This window comes from Fictibacillus barbaricus, assembly GCF_031457135.1.
Lineage (GTDB): Bacteria > Bacillota > Bacilli > Bacillales > Fictibacillaceae > Fictibacillus > Fictibacillus barbaricus_A.
The window spans coordinates 339,038-361,617 of record NZ_JAVDWA010000001.1 but is presented as its reverse complement, the minus strand read 5'-3'; the positions used below and the strand labels follow the sequence as shown (position 1 = coordinate 361,617).

Genomic DNA, 22,580 nt, shown 5'->3' with positions numbered 1-22,580 from the left:
GAATCATCTCCCATATTGCTTCCTTTCCCCACTCATTTTCTTCATAAACAAAAAAAGACCAGTACGATTTGACTGATCTTCATCTATATTAAGCTTCTTTTTCGATTAAATTTTGATCTGATTCAGGTGTTTGTAAATCTTCATGATCCTCTTCAGAAATTCTTTTAGACACTTCAATCTTTTTAACCTGATGTCCATCCAATTCGATGACTTTAAAATTATAACCATCAAATGAAATGATTTCTTGTTCCTGAATCTCTGAATTTTGCGACAAAATCCATCCGCCAATTGTATCTAATTCACTATCGTCTATAGATAGTCCATAAATCTCATTTACTTCAGGTATTAAGACTTTCCCGTCAAAATGCTTTATGTTAGGACTAACAGCTTGAATCATCGGTGACTCATCCTCGTCAAATTCATCTCGAATTTCACCGACAAGTTCTTCAATAATATCTTCAATCGTTACGATTCCAGCTGTTCCACCATATTCATCAACAAGAACCGCCATGTGAAATCCTTTTTTCTGAAGTTTTAACAAGGTTTCTTTAATTGGCGTATTTTCAAAGACACTTAATGTTGGTCGGATGTAATGGTCTAATGGGAATTCTTTTCCTTTAATAAGATCAAAGAACACTTCCTTTGCATTTACCATACCTAATACATTGTCTTTATCTTCACCCACAACAGGGTACCGTGTATATTTTTCATCGCCGATAATACTTATATTTTCTTGCAGCGTATTATCTGCATATAAACAAACCATTTCTGTACGAGGGACCATAATCTCTTTTGCAGTTCTGTCGTCAAATTCGAATACTTTCTCTACATAACTGAACTCAGATTTGTTGATTTCACCACTTTTATAGCTTTCACTTAAGATTAAGCGAAGCTCTTCTTCCGTATGTGCCATTTCATGTTCAGATGCAGGTTTTAAACCAAACATTCTCACTAAAAGCTGTGCACTTCCGTTTAAAAACCAAATGAAAGGAAACATCACTCTGTAGAATCCAGTCAAAAATGGAGAAAGCCACAAGCTAATTGTTTCTGCTTTTTGAATAGCAACGGTCTTTGGCGCAAGTTCACCAAGTACAACATGTAAAAAAGTAATAGATGCAAATGCAATTGCAAATGACAACGTATGAACGAGTGTCTCATTTAAATTCAAGCTTTCAAAGAATGGACCAAGCAAGGCTTCTACCGTAGGTTCACCAAGCCAACCTAATCCTAGTGCGGTTATGGTTATACCCAACTGGCAGGCAGAAAGTGACCCATCCAGGTTTCCAATAACCTTTTGCGCAGCTATCGCACGCTTGTTTCCTTCTTCAGCCAATTGATCAATCCTTGACTTACGGATTTTAACGATGGCAAATTCTGCGGCTACAAAAAAAGCTGTTAATAGAATTAAAAGAGCTACTGCAAGTAATTTCAGTAAGGTCAAACTGTCCAAAAAGACTCCTTATACCCCAGATGTACCGGAATATAAGTTGTCACCTCCTAAGAATATAAATTTTATCAATTTAGAAAAGTATATCATAAAATACAAGAAGTTACTGTAAATATCACTCTGCGCATATTTACCATCCCTTTATTCCAAGTTTTCCTCCACTGTATCCAAATTAACATCTTGTTTAAGTACCAATTTGTTTTCTTTGTCATTATAATAATAAATTTTCATTTTGTTATCATCTTCAGACTGCCTATCTCCGCTATATAGTCCAAAATATCCGTTTCCAAGCGGAACTAAATTTTTATGGTATGTTGAAGCTTCGGTAAATTGTTCATCACTATGATCCACTGTTACATTTGTACTTCCTCCACCTGAAAATAAAAGAATAATCGTCATAACCACTAATGTAATTCTAATTCTCCTTAACTCATCTGCTGGCTGATAATACATGGATGCGCCCCCGTTCCTACCGTTTCTTCATATTCTTCTGATTTTGCAGTACTTCATCTAACTTAAGATTCAAATGGGCAAGTTCAATCTGTTGGTCTTTTTGACGTTTAATCTTGTTAGAAATAAAAAGTATAAATGAAAAGATAAAAAGAGCCAGTAATGAAACGATTATGATTGGAAAAAAACTTTTCAAAATGATGAACACCTCCAACATTTAGTATCTTATCTTAAATTTTACCATAAAAAGGAATGTGCTTATGACATTTTTATTGTATGTTTACTACATAGAACTTAAGTTTGAGGAGGAATTGTATGCGGAAAGTGGTTTTATTTATAGCAGCCAGTCTTGATGGTTTCATTGCAAGGGAAAATGGTGAAATCGATTGGCTCATTGAATCAGAAGGCGGTGAAGGTGATAACGGTTATAAAGAATTTTATGATGGGATTTCAACCGTCATCATGGGGAACAGCACATATAAACATGTTCTTATATTATCTGAACAATTTCCTTATGCAGATAAAGAAGTGTATGTATTTACTGCGGAACCCGATAAAATAAACCCACCAGAACTTCAATATTATTCTGGAAGTGCCTCAAAATTAATTGATGAGTTACGAACGAAAGATCAACCTGGAGACATCTGGCTAGTTGGAGGAGCAAATCTTGCTGAAACGTTCTTGAGGGAAAAACTTGTTGATGAATTAATCTTAACTTACATACCTGTAGTAATAGGGCGAGGTATTCCTTTGTTCAATGAGAATACACCAGAAACATCACTCCATCTGAAATCGGTAAAAACTTACAACCAATTTGTAACATTGCATTATGAATTTCTAAATAAATAATCCAATAGTTGGAAGATATCTTTCACTTCAAATGATATCCTTTTATTGGAAAATATAAATGAAGGGATGTTCTATATTAATGGATTTTGTTTTAAACAATAAGTGGCTTTTCCTTATTCTTGCAGAGACTGTATTTTGGATTTCCACCCTCTCATTCTTAGTGGTGCGTTACTGGTTTAATCTCAAAATATTAAGCACTGTCTTCTTCCTGCTATTTGTCTTAAATGACCTTTGGATCGCAACGATGGGATATTTTGATTTTATGAGAACGGGGGAATTTTCATCTTATCAGTTTATCATTTTGATTGTTATTGTTTATGCGCTGACTTATGGCAGAGGCGATTTCCAAAAACTTGATGGCTTTATCCAACGGAAAGTAGCTAAGTGGCGCGGATTAACTCTACCGGAAACTAAACAAAAGAAACGTCTATACGGCTTCGAACACGCAAAACAGGAACGCAAGAACATGTATAGGCATATAATTCTATTTTTTGCTGTTCAGCTATTGTTCTTCTTCACTTTTGGATTCTCTAATGCTGTCTGGAACATACAGATGGATACACTGTTCCATGATTGGTATGACCAAGTTGAAACCGATCTTTTCTATAAAAATATAATTGCCAATAATATAACTCGTTTATGGGCTTTAATACTTACGATTGATATTGTCGTTTCCTTTTCTTACACCCTATTTCTTAAAAAGGATAAATCAACTACTCATGCAATCTAATATAAAGAAGGAAAACGCCCGGTGCTAAAATGTACCAGGCGTTTTTGAATATTATTTTTGTGCTTCTTGTTTAGGTTGCTTTGACTTTTCTACCCTTTCATTCCCCATTAGAATGACGAACACCGCTGAAATGGCGATCGGGAAAAGGGCATATGTGAATACTGTTGTGATTGAATCAGACATTGCATGTATCAATCCATTCAGTACTTCTGGCGGTATATGTGCCCGCTCACTCGCCTGGAAAATCTTTTGAGGATCAAATTTTGGAAGCCCGGCACCAGCACCTCCACCAAAACCTTTAAAGTTCTCCATTAATTTATCTGTAAAAATTCTATTTTGTATAGAACCAAAAATCGCAACTCCAAGTGTCATGCCAAGAGAGCGAAGAAACGCATTAGTTGAGTTGGCCGAACCTCTGTAACGGAACTCCATTTTGTTGATAGAGGCTGCAGGCAATAGAGAAAATGAAAAACCCATGCCAAAACCTACAATTATCATAAACAGTGTTAACATCATACGAGTCGTGTCAGGTGTCATTCCGCTTAAAAGGTACATGCCTGTAAAATATGAAATAACAGAAATGATCATCAAGTTTCTGAAACTAGTTCTTGCTTGAAAAATCCCGCCGATCATACTCCCTGCTACGGATCCGAGCATCATCGGTGTCAGCACTAGACCGGCCTGTGAAGCAGATCCTCCATATACCGCTTGTACGAAGATTGGAATAAACACCGCCAAAATGATAAACGTGCTTCCGTATAAAAACCCTAGAATCTGTGATGTTGCAAATAAACGTTTCTTAAACATCCAAAATGAAATGATCGGTTCGGATGCTTTTTGTTCTACAGCAAAGAACACGATAAAAAACACAGTGAATATTGTAAACAAAGAAACAATTTGTGTAGAATCCCATGCATATGTTTTTCCACCCAGTTCAAGGGCGAACATTAAACTAACAACAGCGATAACAAGTGTAATTGCTCCCCACCAATCGATTTTCTGCTCACGATGCTCAAGACTCTCTTTATAATAACGGAAAATAAGGTAAAACGAAGCAATGCCTATCGGCACATTAATGTAAAAAACCCAATGCCAGCTGATTGCATCCGTAATGAATGCACCTAATAAAGGGCCAAGAACGCTGGATGTTCCAAACACCGCCCCAAGAAGACCTGTCATCTTTCCTCTTTTTTCTGGTGGAAAGAGATCGAATACGATTGTAAAAGCAATCGGCATTAACGCTCCGCCTCCAATACCTTGAATGACGCGAAACGCAATTAACTGCTCCATACTTTGTGCTAATCCGCATAGGGCAGAACCTAGTAAAAATACTAATAGACCAAAAATGAAAAACCGCTTGCGTCCATACATATCAGAAAGCTTCCCGTAAATCGGCATCCCTGCCATTACTGCAACCATATAAGAACCTGTTACCCATACAAACTTGTCAAAACCGCCGAGATCGGCAACAATCGTGCCCATCGCAGTTGCGACAATTGTATTATCCATAGCTGCCATTAGAATACCAAGCAGCAAACCGGCAACTACTAATTTAAGATTCCCTTCCTTATTAGCCATTTCTCCATCTCCTAACTTACCTGCCAATTAATTGCTTAATAAACTTAAGTATACTATGGGGTCTGACCCCCAACAATTTATTTCCTTCATTAATATTCTTTTTTTCTTAGGAGAGTTTGCTCGATTTCATACCCTCTAATTTGCAGTTTTATTTTTAGCTTTAATAAAGCCAATTCCCGTTTTGGTGTATTTTTCATGATTTAATGATTAATTTCCCCACAAAAAAGGAGTCCGCTTTCTGCGGTCTCCTTTTTGCTGAAAAACTCTATAACTTTTTTAATGACAACTACCCTAAAAATAAACAGATAATATGACGAAACACGCAATATCATTTACACTAGAATTATAATAAAATGAGGTGAAAATCGTATGGCAGAGCATGTATTTCATTTAAAAGCACATTGGCCAGGCGGAAGAAATGATTCCGGTATAATTGAAACAAAGAACTTGCAGACAAAGGTGTCGATTCCTCCTGAGATGGATGGACCGGGAATTGGAACAAATCCTGATGAAATGCTGCTTGGTGCTGCTGCTGCGTGCTACATCATTACACTCGCAGCGATGATTGAGAGAAGTAAAATTGAAACTGTGGATTTAACGATGGAATCAGTAGGAATTGTGGATGTTACAGACGGGGTTATTACTTATAAAAAAATTATTCATAATCCTGTGGTCACCATCAAACAAGAAAATAAAAAAACAAAGAGTTTATTACAAAAACTTGCATTAAAAGCTGAAAAATCATGTATGATTTCACGAGCATTGAAAGGTAATGTCGAAGTGGAAGCCATATTGTCGATAAGTAATTAGCACCATTTAGCAATTAACAGCCGAGATACCTGTACTTTCCAATTTTACTATGTTAGCATAAAACTTAACCAAGGAAAATATTATATTATTTGGGTTCTTAACAAGTTCCCCCATAATAGAAAGGGGACGATGTATCATGAACCAACAAGATGTGAAAGCCATACTTTTGAACTTGCAGAGTAAACAATATATCGAATCCGATATCACTCACACTTTTGGAGAAAACAATACTGCTGTTTTTTCAGTAAAGTACTCCAAAAATGATGAAACATTTGATGTTATGCTTATTGAAACAGATTCCCTTGAAAAGTTTCATGATGTTGACTCTGCTGTGCATTGCATTACAAACCTTATTCGTAAATAGAGAAGAACTCTCATTTTCATATTTAAAGAGGTTCACCGGTTTCGGTGACCTCTTTTGTTTTTTTAACTTCTATATTTAACCCAGTCATTTTCTAAAATTCGTTTATACTGTTTCACTTTTTTGTGCATCACATAAACAATGCAATCTTTTTCTCCTTGCTGAGTAGACACTTTTCCGATCAATCTTTCATATAAATTGTTCTGTCCTCCCTCTTCATACCCCTCTAACCGGTCTAGCTGTTTCAATTGTTCAGTCGTTACTTTATAAATCTCACCATTTACTGGAATATCTCCTTTTTCTTGAAACAAGGCCGGATAACCATGACCTGTATCATATAACTGACCTTCGAAAGTACAATTTTCATCGACACATTCTGCATGATGCAAAAAATGAGAATTGACTTCATTTTTCCGAAGAGTTCCGTAAACAAAAACAAGATGATAATCCACGTTGTTTCCCTCCTCATTCTGCAATAAATATCGTTCTAGGAATATTCACTCACCTTAATATCATTTTAGATGTGTTTTCAAAATTTCCTTTTTTAAATAGTCTGTTTTCGCAAAGTTTGTTGCTCTAGTAATGGTTGATTTCCGCTACTAAAAAACACTTCTCATCATTTCCGATAAAAAGTGTCTTTACATGATTTTAGTTTATTTTGCATTAATAATATGATCGTTTCTTCTTCGGTCTCCCCTAATAACATCAATAAACAAAATAACGGCTGTTACTATATGCATGACCATTCCTAGTCCTGGAATAAATGCTACAACTGATGTAATCATCCCTGCTACGCTGCCGTGGACTCTTTGTTTTTGAACAAAACACACAATAAATGTTACTAAATGAAGAAAAAACATGAACTGCAAAGGAGCCCATCCTGATGCAATTACAATTAATCCGCCTAAAAAAGGTATACCTAGAAATGCTTCAATTCCACCCGATATCAACTTCAAAAGTCTCGAGACACTCATGAGACATCCTCCTCCATGATTTCTATCTATTATTACGTAAAAATCAATAAAAAGTTCCCTAAATGTAAAACGACCTAAATTAGGCCGTTTTTTGTAGTAAATAAAGATTTATACATAAATGATTTTAAAATCTCATACAAAAAACCCCCACAACAGTGGAGGTTTACCATCTCACTTATTTCGATTTGGTTTTGCTTGCTTCATCAATAAACGTTTTTATGATTTCCATCATCTTTTCGTTTTCATGTCGCAGTTCTTCTGGATGCCACTGTGTTCCCAATAAAAATGAACCATTTCTATCTTCTAGCTCTAACGCTTCAATCACACCGTCTTCCGCTTTTGCGGTTGCACGTAACCCTTTACCTACTTCACCAATCGCCTGATGATGGAAGCTGTTAACAGCAACATCATTTTCTCCGATGATCTCGTGAAGAAGGCTATCTTCTTCAATCTTTACCATATGTGAAGGTTCTGTACGAGTGCTTGAAAGCTGAAAGTGATTGATGCTGTCACTAAATTCACTTTTAACATCCTGGATAATTGAACCTCCAAAGCTAACGTTTATCATATGATATCCTCTGCACATTCCTAAAATGGCTTTCTTTTCTTTATGCGCCATTTGTACGAGCTCCATTTCAAAATCATCACGATGCTTGTTGACCTGTTTTACTTCTGGATGTGGCTTATGCCCATATGTGAGAGCACTAATATCCTCACCGCCTGTGAATATAATTCCATCACAAAGCTTAACGTAATTGGATGCTTCCTCTGCATCTCCCATCGGAATAACAATCGGTATTCCTCCAGCTTCTCTAACGGTTTCAGCGAATTTATTATATACGACCACAGTTGGAATGGTTTGTTCTTTATTCTCAATTGTACTCGTCTCCATAATTGTACTTGTGAGTCCAATGACTGGTTTCTTTCCCATCATTTGGTCCCTCCTTTTTAATCTTGCTTCCTCATATGTATCCTTAAAAGCAACTTTTAAAACATATGAGAGTATTATTCCTCGTTTACTCATAGAAATATTCTTTAAAACCAACTAGTATTTTCCATGTACTTATTATCATTTCTATATAAGGGTGTTTTCGACATTTTACAGCTATTGAGTGGTTAAATTCCGCTTCAATTACCTCACACAGAAGTTCTTTCAAAAGTGTCCTCGAACATTAACAGCTTTAAACAAAAAAAAAACCCCACTATTGTATGGGGTTATACTGCTTAGCTGATGTATAAACCAGCTCAATGTCGCCATTATCTTTTATACATTTGACGGTATATGTCTTTTCTACACCTTGTTCTGTATTATGGAACGTAATTCGATCTCCTTCTGAAAACTCGAAGTTAATTGTGTCCCATAACTTTTCTTCAGCCGATTTGCCCATAAACCCATCACCCCAATTTTCTTCCGTTTTATCCGCTCTCTTTAATATGCAATAATTCATTTTTTCCCTCACAAAGGAAAAAGTAATCCAAAAAAACTTAAAATAAGTCTTAAGATGCATATTTTTGCTTCTCGGTATTGAGAATCCAGTATAGTTATTTGGTTTATACTGGGTAGGAGAATCCGGCTCAATAACGGATGATATATGTTGGTGTTTAATACTCTCTCACCACCGGGTTTGACGAGAATTTATGGACACCTCTTCAGAAATCTCGAAAATAATGACGAAATGTGTTTGAGTGCCTTACACATATATTTCTACACTAATAATAAATACCCTTTAATATATTTAATTTTATTAATTATTAAAAAATTTATTATATCTCAACAGCTAACAAATCCAGTTCTTTTTCTACAAATTCCATTAGCTCAGCAATAGTTTCTTCTGAAAAATCGAACTTAATTCCAGCTGCAGAATAGATTTCCGGCAATGATTTAGAACTGCCGAGGCTTAATGCAGCACGATAGTTGCTGATCGTTTGATCTGGATTTTCCTTAAACAACTTATACATTTGCAATGCGCCAATTTGAGCAATCGCATACTCGATATAATAAAATGGCACCTCAAAAATATGGAGAATATACATCCAGCTCTTCTCTTTCCAATCTTCAAATCCATCCCACTGTATTAGAGATGCGGCATAATAATCCTTTAAATCACCAAACTTTTTATTTCGCTCTTGCCATGAATGTTTTGGATTTTGATACAGCCAATGCTGGAACTGGTCGACAACCATAATGTATGGAATTAGCCCTACAGCTGATTTAATCAGTTCCTTTTTTGCACGGTTGAGATCTTCTTTCTCTTTATAAAATTCATTCCAGCCGTTCAAGCTAAAGAATTCCATACTCATACTCGCAAGTTCAGCAGATTCCATAGGTATTTGTTTATAAGCATATAACTCCTGATCGCTTTTCAGCGCGTCATGTATGCCATGACCCATTTCATGCATAAAAGTGAGTAAATCATCATGAGTTTTGGACATGTTCATGAAGATAAACGAAAGGCCAGTTTCTGGGAGTGATTCACAAAAACCTCCCTGTGTTTTTCCTTTGCGGCTTGTGAGATCAAGAAGGTTCTTTTTATCCATTTTAAGAACCAGTTCTCCAAATTCTTGATGAAGATTTCCTAACACTTTTGCAGACTTTGAGATTAATTCCTCTGATGTCTCCACAGGTTTTAATGGTTTTTTTCCGGCACGCTCTCCATGCATGTCCCATGGCAAATATGCATCTACCTTTAATTCTTTTTTATGTTCTTCTTCAATTTTTTTAACAAGCGGTGCTACGTGTTTACGGACAGATTCTGCAAACTGTTTACAATCTTCAGGTGTGTAATCATTTCTGTTATATTTTTTAAACATATAGTCTGTAAAGCTTGTGAGTTCTGCATTTTCCGCTTTATTCACACGAAGTTCAATAAGCTCATCCAATATTTTTTGAATTTCATCTTCTTTTTCAATGATTGGTGTATATATGGCTTCAAATGCTTTTTTACGGATTTCGCGATTAGAATCTCTTGCATGGGCATAAAGTTCACTTATTGTGACCTCTTGACCTTCCCACATGGAAGTTAGTCCTCCCGTAATTTCAAAGTAACGGTTAATTAATTGGTCTTCTTCTTTTTCAATGTCTAAGTTAGATTCGTGAAATAGAGATGCTTGTATTTGAAGCTTTTTTTTATACTCTCCAAATTCCTCATCTGACAAAAGTTTAAAGAAAGGAGAACTTAGTACTTTTTGATCCAGCAGGGATTGAAACTTTTTGTAGAGTGGTTTGATATGCTGCTGATCATATTCATACTTCCGCTTGTTTTCTTCGTCATCACTGAAGCATTGGAAGGTGATGTAATGTCTTAACAACTTTTCATCTACCTTTTCATAAAGTTTCTTTTGCTTTTGTAAAAAAGAAGCTAATTCTTCTGCAAATTCAATCTTCATGTCTAGCAGACTTTCAAACTCTTTCGTTATTTGTTCGAGCGAATATACTTTCAAGATAAGCCCTCCCTTATTGTCTTATTGTTAACATTACCATAAAATCCCTGTTTCCACACTTGATCTCCATTAAATCCATATACAATAATTTACATATGCGTTATTCTTTCTATAAAATATATTCGATTCAAAATGGGTGCGAACTTTGTTGACCGTATTCTTAATTTTTCTCATAGTTGCTTTAGGTATTGGTATGGTTGAAAACAATTTCAAAAAAGATCCAACACAAAATAAACAGATTATTGAGTTGTTGAAGAGCATAAACTGGTATCATGACTAAATCTGAGGAGGCGCACATGAAGTCATTTTTTCAAAACCCTTCCAAAGTTTCATTGACTTGTATGATTGCTACCGTTGCTGTTGCACTATCTTTAATTTTGCTATTCGAATTCGGAAGCTCCCATTCCGAATTGGTAAAGATGTTTGCAAAGATTTATATTGCCGCTGCACTCCCGTTCTTGATTATCACGCCGCTCATCGGCTTTATCTACTCGTTTTTCATAAAAGGTAATTGGAAGTACCTGTATCTCATATTGAATCTAGCTGCCATTTGTACGATTTCGCTTTTTGCGCTTACTTCATTTATGTTCAGATATTTTGTTTCTTTTGGACCTTAATAGATAACAAAGAGCCCTCTTATTTTAGAGGACTCTTTTCACTAAACGGTAGATTTATTTTTAGATGCGTTGTATTGTTCTTTCAAGTAATTGATTAAGACATCTTTAATCATAATATCTTTACCTAAATCAATTAATTCATTTCCTTCGACACTGAGATAACCGCATACCTCTTCGTACAAAAACGGTGTACCAGTGCCTATCGTATACGTTTTATTTAAATCAATTGGCTCACCATTTACGAGTATATTAGAAATCTCATCATCATGACCATCCCAGCTTACTCCTGAAAATTGAATCTTACCGATCGGTATTCCATGCGGACGGAAACCGCTTCCATATACTTTTTTACTTGTGATTTCTTCCATGTAAGACTGTTTAATAAGCCCGGTAATTTTCTCGCCGTTTAGAGTCATAATAACGGGTGTGTGCATGCTTTTACAGATGTTCAGAAGAGTTCCTTTGGTCACATCACCCTCCTTAAGTCCTTCAGTCATGCCCCCGCCATACATGATGCCAATATCAGTTCCCCAAAATTCTTTAAGGCTATCCGAGCATATCCTTACTAGGTCTTCATGAGAAATGTCATCATCTGCTTGATAAATGATTTCTGACAAGAATGATTCTGTTTCAAGACGTCCTTTTTCCATTACTTCCTTTAGTTCCGGGTCGCACTCGTCTTCCAATGAAATCTCATTTAAATGACCGCTGTGGTTTAATACTTTTTTATTTTCAATATCTACCGTCAGCTTCAGTTCACCTACATATTGCCCGTAACATCCGGCTTGAACAATGATGACGTCTGAAACCACTTCAGGCTTCTGTAAAACCGTATGGGAATGTGCACCAATAATAACATCGATCTCACCTGATACCTGAGGTGCGATTTCCAAATCTGCTTTGTACCCTAAATGCGATAGGAAAATGATAAGATTTGCACCGTTTTCTTTCAATGATGCAACACCTGCTTTAATGGCAGACAACGTATCTCGATTACGAAAACCATGCTTGTTTTCATACAGATCTTCAAATTGGTCGGTTGCACTGAACAGCCCTATCTTCAGATGTTCTCCTTTTTCGAGAATCAGGGTTTCTTTTGTTCCACCGATTGATGAGCCATCCGGTTCTTCTAAGTTCAATAAAAGCCATGGCACTTTCGAGTCTGAGCTTAACTTCCTGATTTTTTGCTTAGGCAAGCGCAAGAGCTCATTATTTCCGACTGCCATCGCATCATACTCTGTGGCCGCAAGCATATCCAGATGAATATAACCTTCTGTCGCTAAGCACTCATTCATGCTCATATCCATATGGTCACCGCCATCTAACAATAAGACATTCTCGTTTTGAGCATGAAGTTCTTTTTTTCTTTTTTTTATAAAAGCAGCCTGTCTCAATGCAAATTCATAATGCCCATGCAAATCGTTTGTGTGCAGAATCGTAATTGTTTCTTTCATTTGATTGACCATCAACAATTACAGATCATAACGATATTTCCATCTGGGTCCTCTACATTAAACCAAGCAACTTCTCCATGCCATTCGATTTCGCGCGTAACCTTTATTCCTTTATTTTTAATGTCACTGTAGGCTGCGTCAATATCTGGAGCAAAAAGATTAAACATCGGACCTGATCCTGGTGTGCGATGAAAGGATGGATCAAACGTATGATCATCAAGTGAAAGCCCCGTTTGCCCAGTAACAGGAATGTTGTGTACGGGAGAGTTCACCGCATCTAAATCAATAGATACTCCTAAAATCTTCGCATACCATTCTACTGATTTTTTTAGATCAGATACGTGGACAAAAACATTATTAATATGACTTTGTACCGGTGCAATACTCGTTACTTTTTCACTCATTCAAACTTCCTCCTTGGAATAAAAAAATTTATTCATTGTATGTTTTTCGAAATCCATAAAACGCTCTAAACTTCTGTGATTCGTAGAAAGTATGTGAAGTGCTCGATGCCAGCATTTCCATTCTTGCTTGTGGATACTTACTATGAACATGCTTTAAAAGTGCAGCACCTATTCCATGTCCGCGGTATTCTTTTAAAATGAGCATCTCACAAATGTATACCGTTACATGACCGTCTGTTAGACCACGTACATATCCAATAACGGATTTTTCTTCATTAAAGACAACATAGGCAACATTAGAATTTCCCCAAGCCTGGTACGTTTGCTCGTTCCGTTTAACGAGCTGTGACCATCCCACTTGCTGATTTAAATTTTGTATACTTTGAAAATAGTTTTCTTCATAGGGAATGATTTTAAAAGACTGCATGATCAAACTCCTAATCCTCTATAAGTGCCTTTACGTTCTGTACTCCTTTTTCAACTTCTAAAAGAGGATTTCCTTCAAAATGCTCTTGTTCAATGACTAAGTAATCTACTTTTTGTTCTTCTGCCAGATTTAAAAATCCTTTAATATCCAGTACCCCTTCACCTGCGATTGTTGTAGATTTTTCTTCGCCTATTTGTTTCATGTCTTTTATATGAAAAGAGACACAACGGGTTCTATATGTATTTAAAAGTTCGGAAGGTTCGTATCCCGCATATTTCGCCCAGTATGTATCCAATTCCATTTTCACAAGCTCCGGATCGGTTTCTGTGTAGATAAGATCAAACGGCATTTTATTATCTATTTGATAGAACTCAAAATCGTGGTTGTGGTAAGCCACCTTAATTCCAAACTCCTTGCTGCGAAAACCAGCTTCGTTCAAAATATCTGCTACACGCTTATAATCATCCAATGATTTCCGCTGTTCTTCAGTAAGATAAGGCATGATCATCAAGTCGTTGCCTAAAATGAGCTGATCCTCCATTTGGCGCTTAAACGCTTCTCCAGAAAATTGATCGAATGGCACATGTGCACCAGCTGCTGACAACCCAGTTGAATCTAATACTTTCTTTACCTCTTTCGCAGAAATTCCGAATAGACCGGCAAATTGTACACTGTCATACCCCATATTTCGCACATTCTCTAATGTATCTAAGAAATTTTTTTCAGCCTCTGAATGTATGGAGTACAGCTGCAATCCGATTTTACGCATGTTTACCCTCTCCTTTTCATGTTTTATAAAACTTTGTTCATACTTATAGATGCTTGTTCATAGCCTAATCTTTTATACAGTTCAATTGCATTTACATTGCTGCCGAAAACATGCAGACCGAGAGAAGCAGCATCTTCTGTTCTAGCTTCTTCCTCAAAGAAGCCTAACGCTTTCTTAGCAACCCCTTGTTTTCGGAATGAATCTAGTATGTATATATGATAAAGAAACGCTTTCTTCTCATCCTTCTTTATATGAAACCAAAGATATCCTGCATTTTCGTTATCTTTTTTGATGAGGTATAAATGGTGTCCTTCTGTTTTTTCCTGATCCGGCAGCAAATTCTTCATCTGCTGTTCTGCTTCTTCATTTGCCTTTTCAATTGCTATTAAATAATGTTCAGAGATGTCACGGGCATAATCTGGAAGCATGAATTCCATGTACTCTTGAAATTCAGTTTGATTCATTTTTTCATATGTCACCAATTTCAACAGCTCCTATTTCATCAGATAATGTATGATTCCAGGCATACGCTCGCGCCAAGATGATTCGTGGTGCTTAGCGCCTTCAATGACTTCAAAGCGAACATCTACTCCCTTACTTTTTAGTATTTCATAAACTTTTTCTGAGGAGTGAATATAATGCCTCGAATCTACTTTTGACGTGTCCTCATCAGATCCAATATCCATATAGAACTTCCTAATCGCTGTTAAATCACTGTTTTTGATAAAATCCTCGATCTCATCCTGGTTAAACCAATATGCTGTTGAAAGACTCGCTATTTTACTGAAAATGTGCGGATACCGGCACGCCGCGTACGTTGAGATCAACCCACCCATAGAACTGCCCGCCATTATAGTTTCTTCCGGTTTTGTCCGGTATTTTTCATCGATTAAAGGTTTGAGTGTATATAGAAGAAATTCAATATAAGCCTCTCCCTTTCCGCCATAAACACCATCAATCTGAAGAAGCTCAGGTCCCACAGTTGGATTTTCCCATGGACCATATTCATTTAATCGTTCAAATCCTTCATGATTGCAGTCAACCCCAACAATGATAAGAGGTGTTTTTGTCTCTTGAAGAAAGTCTTCCAAACCCCAGGAAACGCCATAACTGGCATCTTCATCACGAAAAAGATTTTGGCCATCATGCATGTAAAGTACAGGATAACGGTCATGGCTCTTTTCATAGCCTTCTGGCAAACAAACTCGAATTTGGCGTTCAATTCCGCCAAATTGATCAATCGGAATCTTAAATTCTTGAATCATAGTAATCTCCTAAACAATTATATTTATAGATTGTTTTTGCATACTTTGTTGCTTTTGATTTGGAAAGTAGGTGATTTTCGTTTCAGGATGTTCGCACCTTACACTCCAATCAACTTCACAATGAAGTCTCTTTATAATATTTACCTAAAAGCATCAATCTTTTAGAAAAAAGCTTATTTATATGTATCTTTCAGTTATCATAATGTAAAATAATGGTATAAAAGAGGTAGAGGTGTTACTAATGAATTATTTGAAAGGTGCTGCTTTATCTTTTATCCTGTTTTCTCTTTACCTTTACTTTACGTTGCTTAATGGTTCATCTGAAGGCGAAGGTATTTGGTACGAAGCATATGTAATGGGATTTTTACTTGTATACACCATTTGTTTTGCAACAGAGATGTTTATTAAACTAGCTGAAACCCAGTGGCACCGCAAAAAATTTGATTGGCTGATCATTCCTGCTACCTGTATAATAAGTTTTCCCTTTTTGCATTTCCCACCTTTATATATATCGATTTTTGTCGGAGCATTTGGCTTTTTTATCGGTCGCCGGCTCCCCAATAACCGATTTATTTTAAGTTTGACACCGCTTCCGTTACTTTTCTTAGCTTTTTTCGTCATTGTTCAATCCCTTGCCTTATAAATTTCTTGAACCTGAGGCTAAAATCCTTCAATTTTTTATAAGGCTTTTTTTGCTTTTGAAAATTTTGGGATTTCCGTTCCAGTTTGCTTAATTTCCGCGGGGCAGGCGGTGAGCTCCTCGTGGTCAAAAGTTTGATGGTCCCGAAGGCAAAAAGCACATTCTTAGTGCATTTCCCTTTTTCTTGTCGAGGCTGGTCAAACCGCTTTACACTTGTCACTGCGTCGTAATTTTCCCTCGTAAATAGTTATGCTTTCTAAAAGTAAAAAATAAAACCCTGGATTTCTCCAGGGTTAATGATTTGAATGATGAACATTCTGTTCTGTATGAATTTCTTTTGGTAATTTTGTAGATGCACTTGGAACTTTACGCGGTTCGATATTGATAACATCAGATGAATACAATCCTATGATCATACTTCCGCCATATTTCTTTGCCCGGATTAAGATTGGCTGATTATACTCATTCTTAAATTGAAAATCAGGACCGTACCAGCTAACTGTGGCATCTCGTCCTGGAGGAACATAAGGAACACGTTTGCTATGAGAATAACGCTGTACGATTTTTAGACCTGCACGATCCACTGCATTAAACAAGGTGGAAGAAACTTGGCAGATTCCTCCTCCGACACCTTCAGCCAGCTCACCTCTTACAATGATAGGAGCACGCATATACCCTTTTCCTAACGTTCGATTTCCGACTACTTTGTTAAAGGAAAACGTTTCATTCGGAAAAACCACATGACTATCAATCGCCTTTGCAGCCAAGTCAATATTGTTTGTACGGCTTTTATTATTGGAGTTAAAGTATGTAACATATTGACCAATTCTTTGTGTTTTTATGTGGGAAAGCAATTCGCTGTCTACTTTAGGATACATATTTAACTCTGGTACATCTGCTGTTACAGATCCTTCACCGTAAAAATAAGAATAAAACGTCTCTATAAAAGCTTTTCGATTTAATTTGTAACCGACTTCTCCAGGAACGATTCCGCCTTGGTCACTGATTTTTGCGTTAACTGGCGGTTTGTATACTTTAAGTTCCAGTTTATTTACGAATTGATTTAATTTCTTTTCATCGATCATCGGTATGCCGGGAATAGATAAATCGAAGCTGGAACGGTTCACTTCCGCAACTTGCTCTCCTTGTTGGTTGATCGTTAATTGGTCTGATGCTTGAACAGGCTGTGCTATAAAAAGCATGCTGGCCAGCAATGGAATTTTAATCACTTCGTATACCTCCAATCCTCATTACGATATCTATTTTGTTACGGCGTTTTTTACTTTTTCCTAATTTCCTTCTTTTTAGTCATTTGTTTGATAACAATGTCTGATTTTTGTATTCTTGATTGTTCTTGGAAGTGTTCGATTGTAACCTTGTCTTACACCAAGCATTATTCGGCAGCTCCGGTTGCACTTCTACTGACGATTAAATAGAACAAAAAAACGCCCGGATTATTATATAATCCAAGCGCCTTTTCATCTTGTTATGATTTTGTATCAAGCGGCTGCAGTTTAGCTTCAATTGCCTTACGCTGCGGTTCTAAAAATGGCGGTAATGCCAATGATTCGCCAAGATGCTCCAGTTCTTCATCCGTATCAAATCCAGGTCCGTCAGTTGCAAGTTCAAAAAGAATGCGGTTAGGTTCTCTAAAGTAAAGTGATTTGAAATAGAAGCGATCCACAAATCCAGAGTTTGGAAACCTCGAAGAACTTACTTTTTCGATCCATTGACTTAGCTCTTCTTCATTATCTACACGGAACGCCACATGGTGCACACCGCCGCGTCCTAAGCGTTCTTGCGGAATGTCGTTTCGCTCTTCTACATGAACTTCAGCCCCGCTGCCCCCTTCTCCCGTTTCAAGCACAAGAATTTCTGGCTGACCGTCAACTTCCGCTGAGTAAGTACCTTTTTTACGAAATCCTAATAGTTCCGTTAACACTTGAACAGTCGCTTCAGCGGCAGGAACGGTAAGACGGACAGGTCCAAGTCCGACAATTGCTGTTTCTTCTGGGGTGGTGCTCTTACTCCAAGGCTGTCCACCTGAAACACCTTCATTATTTTCATCTGAAACCAGTATGAGACGCTGACCTTCTAAGTCACGGAAAGCTAGCGTTTTACGTTCGGCGCGCTCTTTTATTGCTTCTGTTTCAACGCCATACTCTGTTAAGCGTTTTTCCCAATAGGAAAGAGCTGCGTCATTTTTCACCCGAAGCGAAATGGCAGATATACTGTTGTTTCCATCATGATTGCGTCCAGCCATTGGGATTTCAAAAAACGTAAGCTCTGTTCCAGGATTTCCTTTTTCATCGCCATAGAACAAATGATAAACGGAAGTGTCATCTTGATTTACCGTTTTTTTAATCAATCTAAGGCCCATCACTTCTGTATAAAACTTAAAATTCTCTGGCGCTTTTGCAGTTAACGCTGAGACATGGTGAATACCTTTTAATTCCATGATTACAACCTCTTCTCGTTTCTTTTCCCTTATTATGTACTTGTGTATAAAAAATGACAAAAGAAATGATTTCTAACTTAAGTTCTCGGTGCCCAGAGCATCACAGAAACACCGATTAAACAAATACCTGCGCCAACCCAATCGTACAAATCAGGTGTTTTCTTATCGACTACCCAACCCCATAATACTGCTAGCACGATAAATACACCGCCATATGCAGCATAAACTCTGCCGAATGACGGGAAGTTTTGAAAAGTCGGGATTACTCCATATGCAATTAATATTAAACTTCCCGCTGCTCCATATGAAAAAGGTTTGGATTCCTTTAGCCAAAGCCAGATTAAATACCCTCCTCCAATTTCCGCCAGACCGGCAAGCACAAACAGTAATATAGCCCCGAGCATTAAAACGCACCTCTTTTAAAATCATTTTCCCTCATCATACTTTATTAAGATTAAGCGGACAATTCCCCTTCTAAACTTACACATGATCATTCCTTTTATTGCGAGGGTACAATCCAAATGAAACAACTGCTCCTCATCAACATACAAAAAAGACCGAATCAACGGTCTTTTTCTGGATACATTAAACTACTAAATAGTGCATACTGAACCATTCTTTTTCATCACACCAAACGTTTCGAGATGTGAATCCGCATTTTCGTGCGATATCCTGGAACTCTTTAATTGTGAATTTATATGAGTTTTCAGTATGGATGGTCTCTCCCTCATTAAAAGTTATCTTCTCGTTTCCAATTGTGATCCGTTGATTTTTTAAACTCACTAGATGCATTTCAACCCGGCCTTTATCTTTGTTGTAAAATGCGTGATGACTAAAGTGCTCGAGCTTGAAATCAGCTAATAGTTCACGATTAAACCGGTTCAACAAGTTCAGGTTGAATTTACTCGTTATCCTTTTATTATCATTGTAGGCTGCATTCAGCACAGCAGCATCTTTTTTTAAATCAACTCCAATGAGCATCCCGTCGCCTTTCGTAAGAAACTGTGATGTCTTTTTTAAGAAAGCCATCATTTCATCTCGTTCGAAGTTTCCGATTGTGGAGCCCGGAAAAAAAACAATCTTGCGCTCTGAGTTAAGTTCAGGCATATTGAACTTTTCGGTATAATCTGCAGATACAGCATGAACTTGAATATTCGGATATTCGATTGAAAGAGCTTTTGCTGACTGGTATAAAAAATCCTTTGAAATGTCGATCGCTACATATTCATTCAGTTCACGCATTGCACCTAAAAGTGTCCTGACTTTTTCACTGCTTCCACTGCCGAACTCAATTAGAGCACTATCCGATCCAGCAGCGTCTGCCATTTCATGTTTGTACTTGTTTAATATGTGAAGCTCTGTTCGTGTTGGATAATATTCAGGCAGCATCGTGATTTCTTCAAACAGTTCTGACCCTCTTTTGTCGTATAAGTATTTCGGTGATATGGATTTCGACGATTTTTTTAAACCATTTAGCACTTCACTGTACATATCTGTTTCTGTTTCATTGCCTAAATGATAGTGGACGTTTTGTTTTATCGTTTTCATGCTTTGTCCTCTGCTAATCGCAAGCCGCTGAACTGCCATCTCTTATCAGCTTGAAAAAAGTTTCTGTATGCCGGACGAATATGCGTCTTTGATGTTGCACACGATCCACCGCGCAGTACGATTTGGTTGCACATAAACTTTGCATTATATTCCCCAAGTGCTCCTTCTAGAGGCTGACTCCTTGGATAGGAAGTGTACGGGCTACTTGTCCACTCCCATACATCTCCATACGCTTTTTTTATGGATGAATGTGTTTGCTCCTCTTCTGCTGTCGGATGATAAACCTCATTCTCCACAAAATTACCTGCATGATCCAGACGCTCACAAGCATGCTCCCATTCTGCTTCTGTCGGCAATCGTTTTCCGCTCCATCTTGCAAAAGCGTCTGCTTCATAAAAACTAACATGACAAACTGGTTCATCCAGATTCAATTTCTTTTCTCCGGTTAATGTAAACGTATACCAGCCATCTTCTGTTTTCCGCCAATATAAAGGATGCTTCCACTTCTCTTTTTTCACAGTTGCCCAGCCGTCAGACAGCCAATGTTCCGGCTGATCATAACCGCCTGCTTCAATAAACGCGATGTATTCTCCGTTCGTAACTGGATGTGATGCTAATCGGTATGGTTCCAGATAAACCTTGTGTCTTGGCCGTTCGTTATCAAAAGAAAAACCCGGACCCTCAAATCCAATTTCGACTAAACCGCCTTCAATATCGATAAAAGCTGTCTCTGTTTTCAAAGGTGATCGTTTTGCAGAATTAGTTTCAGCAAACTTAGGAAGCAATGGATTGCATGAGAAGTTATATTTTACATCGGTTAAAAGGAGTTCCTGGTGCTGCTGTTCGTGCTGCAGGCCGATTTCAATCAAATCATAAATTTCTTGAGGAGGCTGATCATGATACTGATCTAACAAATGCAAAATTGCATCATTCACATGTTGCCGGTATGCATAAACTTCTTCCATAGAAGGTCTGGAAAGCACACCTCTGGAATGACGGGGATGATAGGAGCCTATCTTCTCATAATACGAATTAAATAGGTAATCAAACTGAGGATTGTAAGGAACGTACGATTCATCTTTTTCTCGTAAAATAAATCGTTCAAAAAACCAAGTGGTATGGGCGAGATGCCATTTAGGCGGACTCACATCAGGCATTGCCTGAATAATTGTATCTTCACTTTGAAGTTTTAAGGCAAGCTTTTCGGATAAAGATCGAATCGCCGAATATTGCTCACTTAACTTTCGGACTGCTACATGCTCAATCGCCATAAAGATCCTCCTTCATTTCAGCTCAGGATTTTACTGCTATGCTGTGGTTGAAGTATGTATGCACATTGATGATATAAGGAATGTTTGCGCCGCTTTGATATATATATTGACCATTAACGTCCATCATGCCACCTGCTCAAGTCATGACGTTCCATTTAAAAACCATATTAACGTATAAATAGCCGAAAAAAAGAAAATTAAAACAAACCAAACATTAACTTAATAAAAGTGCTGGGGGATGACCGCATAAAAGTAAATTCGAGCAAAATTTATTGGTATTTTGCTTGTAGGTGAGGCACTTTCTATATGAGAAAAACACATTGAAGAGACAAAGTGCATTATTGAACAAAAATCGGGGTCTATCAAACAAAAATCTAACGTTTTCAAACAAAAATCGGAGTCTAGCAAACAAAAATTCAACTCTATCAAACAAAAAGACCTTCCTCTGCCGTTGATGTACACCTGGAAAAGACACATCTAATAAAAGTAAAAGGATGTCCCGACATGGACATCCTTTTCTAATCTTTTAAAAACTTCCGGTCAAAAATAAACGGCCCGAACGGTATGACAGATGACACCATGGCAAGAAATGTGCGCATGAACGGCCATCTTTTAACATTCCATACGTACAAAATTGATAGTATGTATAGGACGAATAACAGCCCATGAAGTGAACCTGCAATCATAACCGCTATTGGCATGCCCATGAAGTATTTCAACGGCATGGCAATTCCGAGCAAGATAAGGAACGACAAGCCTTCTAAATAACCCACGATTTTTAACGTTTTTATCGGGTTCATCATAAATTACCTCCAATATTACGAATCTACTAACAGTTTTACCATAAATCATATAGAAAGTGCTTTCACAACCCTTACTATTGTGTGAACAAATCCAAAAGAAAAAGGGGACAGACCCCGGGACTGACCCCTTACAATTTATTTATTTTTCACTTTTTGGGTATTTCTCCAAGGTTTTTGCTTTATTTCATCCACCTTAACGGAGTCATTTCACTGTGTAATTAAATTTCTAGTACCTCTATAACCTATAAAACTTAATTGCGTTGAATATCATCTTATCAAATCAG

At 37.2% G+C, this 22,580-nt stretch carries 27 protein-coding genes; 6 read left to right on the top strand and 21 right to left on the bottom strand.

Translation table 11 applies throughout. The features are described from left to right. Positions 1–88: 88 nt before the first annotated feature. The 3 genes from J2X07_RS01905 to J2X07_RS01895 all read right to left on the bottom strand — a co-directional run bounded on the left by J2X07_RS01905 (position 89) and on the right by J2X07_RS01895 (position 2,093). Positions 89–1,441 (bottom strand): hemolysin family protein, encoded by a 1,353-nt coding sequence (locus tag J2X07_RS01905; protein ID WP_310257367.1) that lies wholly within the window; start codon positions 1,439–1,441, stop codon positions 89–91. A gap of 147 nt (positions 1,442–1,588) precedes the next feature. Next, entirely contained in the window at positions 1,589–1,900 is a 312-nt protein-coding gene (locus J2X07_RS01900) for a hypothetical protein (protein WP_310255981.1), read from the bottom strand. A 16-nt stretch (positions 1,901–1,916) separates the two neighbouring features. Further along, positions 1,917–2,093, bottom strand: coding sequence for a DUF4083 family protein (locus J2X07_RS01895; RefSeq protein ID WP_310255980.1), 177 nt, complete (start codon positions 2,091–2,093; stop codon positions 1,917–1,919). A 119-nt stretch (positions 2,094–2,212) separates the two neighbouring features. Between J2X07_RS01895 and J2X07_RS01890 the strand changes: the two genes are divergently transcribed. Together J2X07_RS01890 and J2X07_RS01885 are read left to right on the top strand one after the other, a co-directional pair. Then, entirely contained in the window at positions 2,213–2,746 is a 534-nt protein-coding gene (locus J2X07_RS01890; protein WP_310255979.1) for a dihydrofolate reductase family protein, read from the top strand. Between the two features lie 79 nt (positions 2,747–2,825). Continuing rightward, positions 2,826–3,476, top strand: a complete 651-nt coding sequence (locus J2X07_RS01885) for a hypothetical protein (protein ID WP_310255978.1) — start codon at positions 2,826–2,828, stop codon at positions 3,474–3,476. Between the two features lie 51 nt (positions 3,477–3,527). On the opposite strand, the gene J2X07_RS01880 is transcribed toward J2X07_RS01885, so the two are convergent. Next, positions 3,528–5,054, bottom strand: a complete 1,527-nt coding sequence (locus tag J2X07_RS01880; protein ID WP_310255977.1) for an MDR family MFS transporter — start codon at positions 5,052–5,054, stop codon at positions 3,528–3,530. A gap of 369 nt (positions 5,055–5,423) precedes the next feature. Between J2X07_RS01880 and J2X07_RS01875 the strand changes: the two genes are divergently transcribed. Together J2X07_RS01875 and J2X07_RS01870 are read left to right on the top strand one after the other, a co-directional pair. After that, the gene (locus J2X07_RS01875) at positions 5,424–5,864 is read left to right on the top strand and encodes an OsmC family protein (RefSeq protein ID WP_310255976.1); all 441 of its coding nucleotides are present in this window, start codon (positions 5,424–5,426) and stop codon (positions 5,862–5,864) included. Between the two features lie 136 nt (positions 5,865–6,000). Next, positions 6,001–6,228 carry a hypothetical protein gene (locus J2X07_RS01870; protein ID WP_310255975.1) on the top strand — a complete coding sequence of 76 codons (228 nt, stop codon included), beginning with the start codon at positions 6,001–6,003 and terminating at the stop codon, positions 6,226–6,228. Positions 6,229–6,290: 62 nt separating this feature from the next. Here the strand turns inward: J2X07_RS01870 and J2X07_RS01865 are convergent, their stop codons facing one another. The 5 genes from J2X07_RS01865 to J2X07_RS01845 all read right to left on the bottom strand — a co-directional run bounded on the left by J2X07_RS01865 (position 6,291) and on the right by J2X07_RS01845 (position 10,640). After that, a complete protein-coding gene (locus J2X07_RS01865; RefSeq protein ID WP_310255974.1) occupies positions 6,291–6,677 on the bottom strand; it encodes a gamma-glutamylcyclotransferase family protein in 387 nt (128 codons plus the stop codon). 201 nt (positions 6,678–6,878) lie between these two features. Continuing rightward, the gene (locus J2X07_RS01860) at positions 6,879–7,199 is read right to left on the bottom strand and encodes a hypothetical protein (RefSeq protein ID WP_310255973.1); all 321 of its coding nucleotides are present in this window, start codon (positions 7,197–7,199) and stop codon (positions 6,879–6,881) included. 175 nt (positions 7,200–7,374) lie between these two features. Then, complete coding sequence (locus J2X07_RS01855) at positions 7,375–8,133, bottom strand: gamma-glutamyl-gamma-aminobutyrate hydrolase family protein (RefSeq protein WP_310255972.1); 759 nt, start codon at positions 8,131–8,133, stop codon at positions 7,375–7,377. A gap of 268 nt (positions 8,134–8,401) precedes the next feature. Next, complete coding sequence (locus J2X07_RS01850; protein WP_310255971.1) at positions 8,402–8,647, bottom strand: hypothetical protein; 246 nt, start codon at positions 8,645–8,647, stop codon at positions 8,402–8,404. A gap of 316 nt (positions 8,648–8,963) precedes the next feature. Then, a complete protein-coding gene (locus tag J2X07_RS01845) occupies positions 8,964–10,640 on the bottom strand; it encodes a M3 family oligoendopeptidase (RefSeq protein WP_310255969.1) in 1,677 nt (558 codons plus the stop codon). A 296-nt stretch (positions 10,641–10,936) separates the two neighbouring features. Between J2X07_RS01845 and J2X07_RS01840 the strand changes: the two genes are divergently transcribed. Further along, the gene (locus tag J2X07_RS01840; RefSeq protein WP_310255967.1) at positions 10,937–11,257 is read left to right on the top strand and encodes a hypothetical protein; all 321 of its coding nucleotides are present in this window, start codon (positions 10,937–10,939) and stop codon (positions 11,255–11,257) included. Positions 11,258–11,298: 41 nt separating this feature from the next. Here the strand turns inward: J2X07_RS01840 and J2X07_RS01835 are convergent, their stop codons facing one another. The 6 genes from J2X07_RS01835 to J2X07_RS01810 are packed head-to-tail and all read right to left on the bottom strand — an operon-like array spanning position 11,299 to position 15,576. Then, positions 11,299–12,711 carry a bifunctional metallophosphatase/5'-nucleotidase gene (locus J2X07_RS01835; RefSeq protein WP_310255965.1) on the bottom strand — a complete coding sequence of 471 codons (1,413 nt, stop codon included), beginning with the start codon at positions 12,709–12,711 and terminating at the stop codon, positions 11,299–11,301. An 11-nt stretch (positions 12,712–12,722) separates the two neighbouring features. Further along, positions 12,723–13,115 carry a VOC family protein gene (locus J2X07_RS01830; RefSeq protein WP_310255963.1) on the bottom strand — a complete coding sequence of 131 codons (393 nt, stop codon included), beginning with the start codon at positions 13,113–13,115 and terminating at the stop codon, positions 12,723–12,725. A 28-nt stretch (positions 13,116–13,143) separates the two neighbouring features. Then, entirely contained in the window at positions 13,144–13,542 is a 399-nt protein-coding gene (locus J2X07_RS01825) for a GNAT family N-acetyltransferase (protein WP_310255962.1), read from the bottom strand. Positions 13,543–13,552: 10 nt separating this feature from the next. Next, the gene (locus J2X07_RS01820; RefSeq protein WP_310255960.1) at positions 13,553–14,311 is read right to left on the bottom strand and encodes a sugar phosphate isomerase/epimerase family protein; all 759 of its coding nucleotides are present in this window, start codon (positions 14,309–14,311) and stop codon (positions 13,553–13,555) included. Positions 14,312–14,334: 23 nt separating this feature from the next. Continuing rightward, complete coding sequence (locus tag J2X07_RS01815) at positions 14,335–14,790, bottom strand: GNAT family N-acetyltransferase (RefSeq protein ID WP_310257366.1); 456 nt, start codon at positions 14,788–14,790, stop codon at positions 14,335–14,337. A gap of 15 nt (positions 14,791–14,805) precedes the next feature. Beyond that, a complete protein-coding gene (locus J2X07_RS01810; protein WP_310255958.1) occupies positions 14,806–15,576 on the bottom strand; it encodes an alpha/beta hydrolase in 771 nt (256 codons plus the stop codon). 241 nt (positions 15,577–15,817) lie between these two features. Between J2X07_RS01810 and J2X07_RS01805 the strand changes: the two genes are divergently transcribed. Further along, entirely contained in the window at positions 15,818–16,219 is a 402-nt protein-coding gene (locus J2X07_RS01805; RefSeq protein WP_310255956.1) for a hypothetical protein, read from the top strand. 290 nt (positions 16,220–16,509) lie between these two features. Here J2X07_RS01805 and J2X07_RS01800 read toward each other — a convergent pair whose 3' ends face one another. The 6 genes from J2X07_RS01800 to J2X07_RS01775 all read right to left on the bottom strand — a co-directional run bounded on the left by J2X07_RS01800 (position 16,510) and on the right by J2X07_RS01775 (position 22,296). Next, the gene (locus tag J2X07_RS01800; RefSeq protein ID WP_310255954.1) at positions 16,510–17,445 is read right to left on the bottom strand and encodes a VanW family protein; all 936 of its coding nucleotides are present in this window, start codon (positions 17,443–17,445) and stop codon (positions 16,510–16,512) included. A gap of 257 nt (positions 17,446–17,702) precedes the next feature. Next, entirely contained in the window at positions 17,703–18,674 is a 972-nt protein-coding gene (locus tag J2X07_RS01795; protein ID WP_310255952.1) for a ring-cleaving dioxygenase, read from the bottom strand. Positions 18,675–18,751: 77 nt separating this feature from the next. Further along, entirely contained in the window at positions 18,752–19,078 is a 327-nt protein-coding gene (locus tag J2X07_RS01790) for a YnfA family protein (RefSeq protein ID WP_310255950.1), read from the bottom strand. A gap of 181 nt (positions 19,079–19,259) precedes the next feature. Further along, a complete protein-coding gene (egtD, locus tag J2X07_RS01785) occupies positions 19,260–20,222 on the bottom strand; it encodes an L-histidine N(alpha)-methyltransferase (protein ID WP_310255948.1) in 963 nt (320 codons plus the stop codon). Beyond that, positions 20,219–21,493: an ergothioneine biosynthesis protein EgtB gene (gene egtB / locus J2X07_RS01780; RefSeq protein WP_310255945.1), complete on the bottom strand. Its 1,275-nt coding sequence runs from the start codon at positions 21,491–21,493 to the stop codon at positions 20,219–20,221. The genes egtD and egtB overlap by 4 nt, the downstream gene beginning before the upstream one ends. Positions 21,494–22,011: 518 nt before the next feature. Next, positions 22,012–22,296, bottom strand: coding sequence for a DUF3817 domain-containing protein (locus J2X07_RS01775; protein ID WP_310255944.1), 285 nt, complete (start codon positions 22,294–22,296; stop codon positions 22,012–22,014). Between the last annotated feature and the right edge of the window lie 284 nt (positions 22,297–22,580).

Excerpts from the sequence above, each read along its gene's own strand:
- J2X07_RS01900 (WP_310255981.1), bottom strand. The coding sequence starts at position 1,900 with ATGTATTATCAGCCAGCAGATGAGTTAAGGAGAATTAGAATTACATTA.
- J2X07_RS01890 (WP_310255979.1), top strand. The coding sequence starts at position 2,213 with ATGCGGAAAGTGGTTTTATTTATAGCAGCCAGTCTTGATGGTTTCATT.
- J2X07_RS01885 (WP_310255978.1), top strand. The coding sequence starts at position 2,826 with ATGGATTTTGTTTTAAACAATAAGTGGCTTTTCCTTATTCTTGCAGAG.
- J2X07_RS01880 (WP_310255977.1), bottom strand. The coding sequence starts at position 5,054 with ATGGCTAATAAGGAAGGGAATCTTAAATTAGTAGTTGCCGGTTTGCTG.
- J2X07_RS01875 (WP_310255976.1), top strand. The coding sequence starts at position 5,424 with ATGGCAGAGCATGTATTTCATTTAAAAGCACATTGGCCAGGCGGAAGA.
- J2X07_RS01870 (WP_310255975.1), top strand. The coding sequence starts at position 6,001 with ATGAACCAACAAGATGTGAAAGCCATACTTTTGAACTTGCAGAGTAAA.
- J2X07_RS01860 (WP_310255973.1), bottom strand. The coding sequence starts at position 7,199 with ATGAGTGTCTCGAGACTTTTGAAGTTGATATCGGGTGGAATTGAAGCA.
- J2X07_RS01855 (WP_310255972.1), bottom strand. The coding sequence starts at position 8,133 with ATGATGGGAAAGAAACCAGTCATTGGACTCACAAGTACAATTATGGAG.
- J2X07_RS01850 (WP_310255971.1), bottom strand. The coding sequence starts at position 8,647 with ATGAATTATTGCATATTAAAGAGAGCGGATAAAACGGAAGAAAATTGG.
- J2X07_RS01840 (WP_310255967.1), top strand. The coding sequence starts at position 10,937 with ATGAAGTCATTTTTTCAAAACCCTTCCAAAGTTTCATTGACTTGTATG.
- J2X07_RS01835 (WP_310255965.1), bottom strand. The coding sequence starts at position 12,711 with ATGAAAGAAACAATTACGATTCTGCACACAAACGATTTGCATGGGCAT.
- J2X07_RS01830 (WP_310255963.1), bottom strand. The coding sequence starts at position 13,115 with ATGAGTGAAAAAGTAACGAGTATTGCACCGGTACAAAGTCATATTAAT.
- J2X07_RS01825 (WP_310255962.1), bottom strand. The coding sequence starts at position 13,542 with ATGCAGTCTTTTAAAATCATTCCCTATGAAGAAAACTATTTTCAAAGT.
- J2X07_RS01820 (WP_310255960.1), bottom strand. The coding sequence starts at position 14,311 with ATGCGTAAAATCGGATTGCAGCTGTACTCCATACATTCAGAGGCTGAA.
- J2X07_RS01810 (WP_310255958.1), bottom strand. The coding sequence starts at position 15,576 with ATGATTCAAGAATTTAAGATTCCGATTGATCAATTTGGCGGAATTGAA.
- J2X07_RS01805 (WP_310255956.1), top strand. The coding sequence starts at position 15,818 with ATGAATTATTTGAAAGGTGCTGCTTTATCTTTTATCCTGTTTTCTCTT.
- J2X07_RS01795 (WP_310255952.1), bottom strand. The coding sequence starts at position 18,674 with ATGGAATTAAAAGGTATTCACCATGTCTCAGCGTTAACTGCAAAAGCG.
- J2X07_RS01790 (WP_310255950.1), bottom strand. The coding sequence starts at position 19,078 with ATGCTCGGGGCTATATTACTGTTTGTGCTTGCCGGTCTGGCGGAAATT.
- egtD (WP_310255948.1), bottom strand. The coding sequence starts at position 20,222 with ATGAAAACGATAAAACAAAACGTCCACTATCATTTAGGCAATGAAACA.
- egtB (WP_310255945.1), bottom strand. The coding sequence starts at position 21,493 with ATGGCGATTGAGCATGTAGCAGTCCGAAAGTTAAGTGAGCAATATTCG.
- J2X07_RS01775 (WP_310255944.1), bottom strand. The coding sequence starts at position 22,296 with ATGATGAACCCGATAAAAACGTTAAAAATCGTGGGTTATTTAGAAGGC.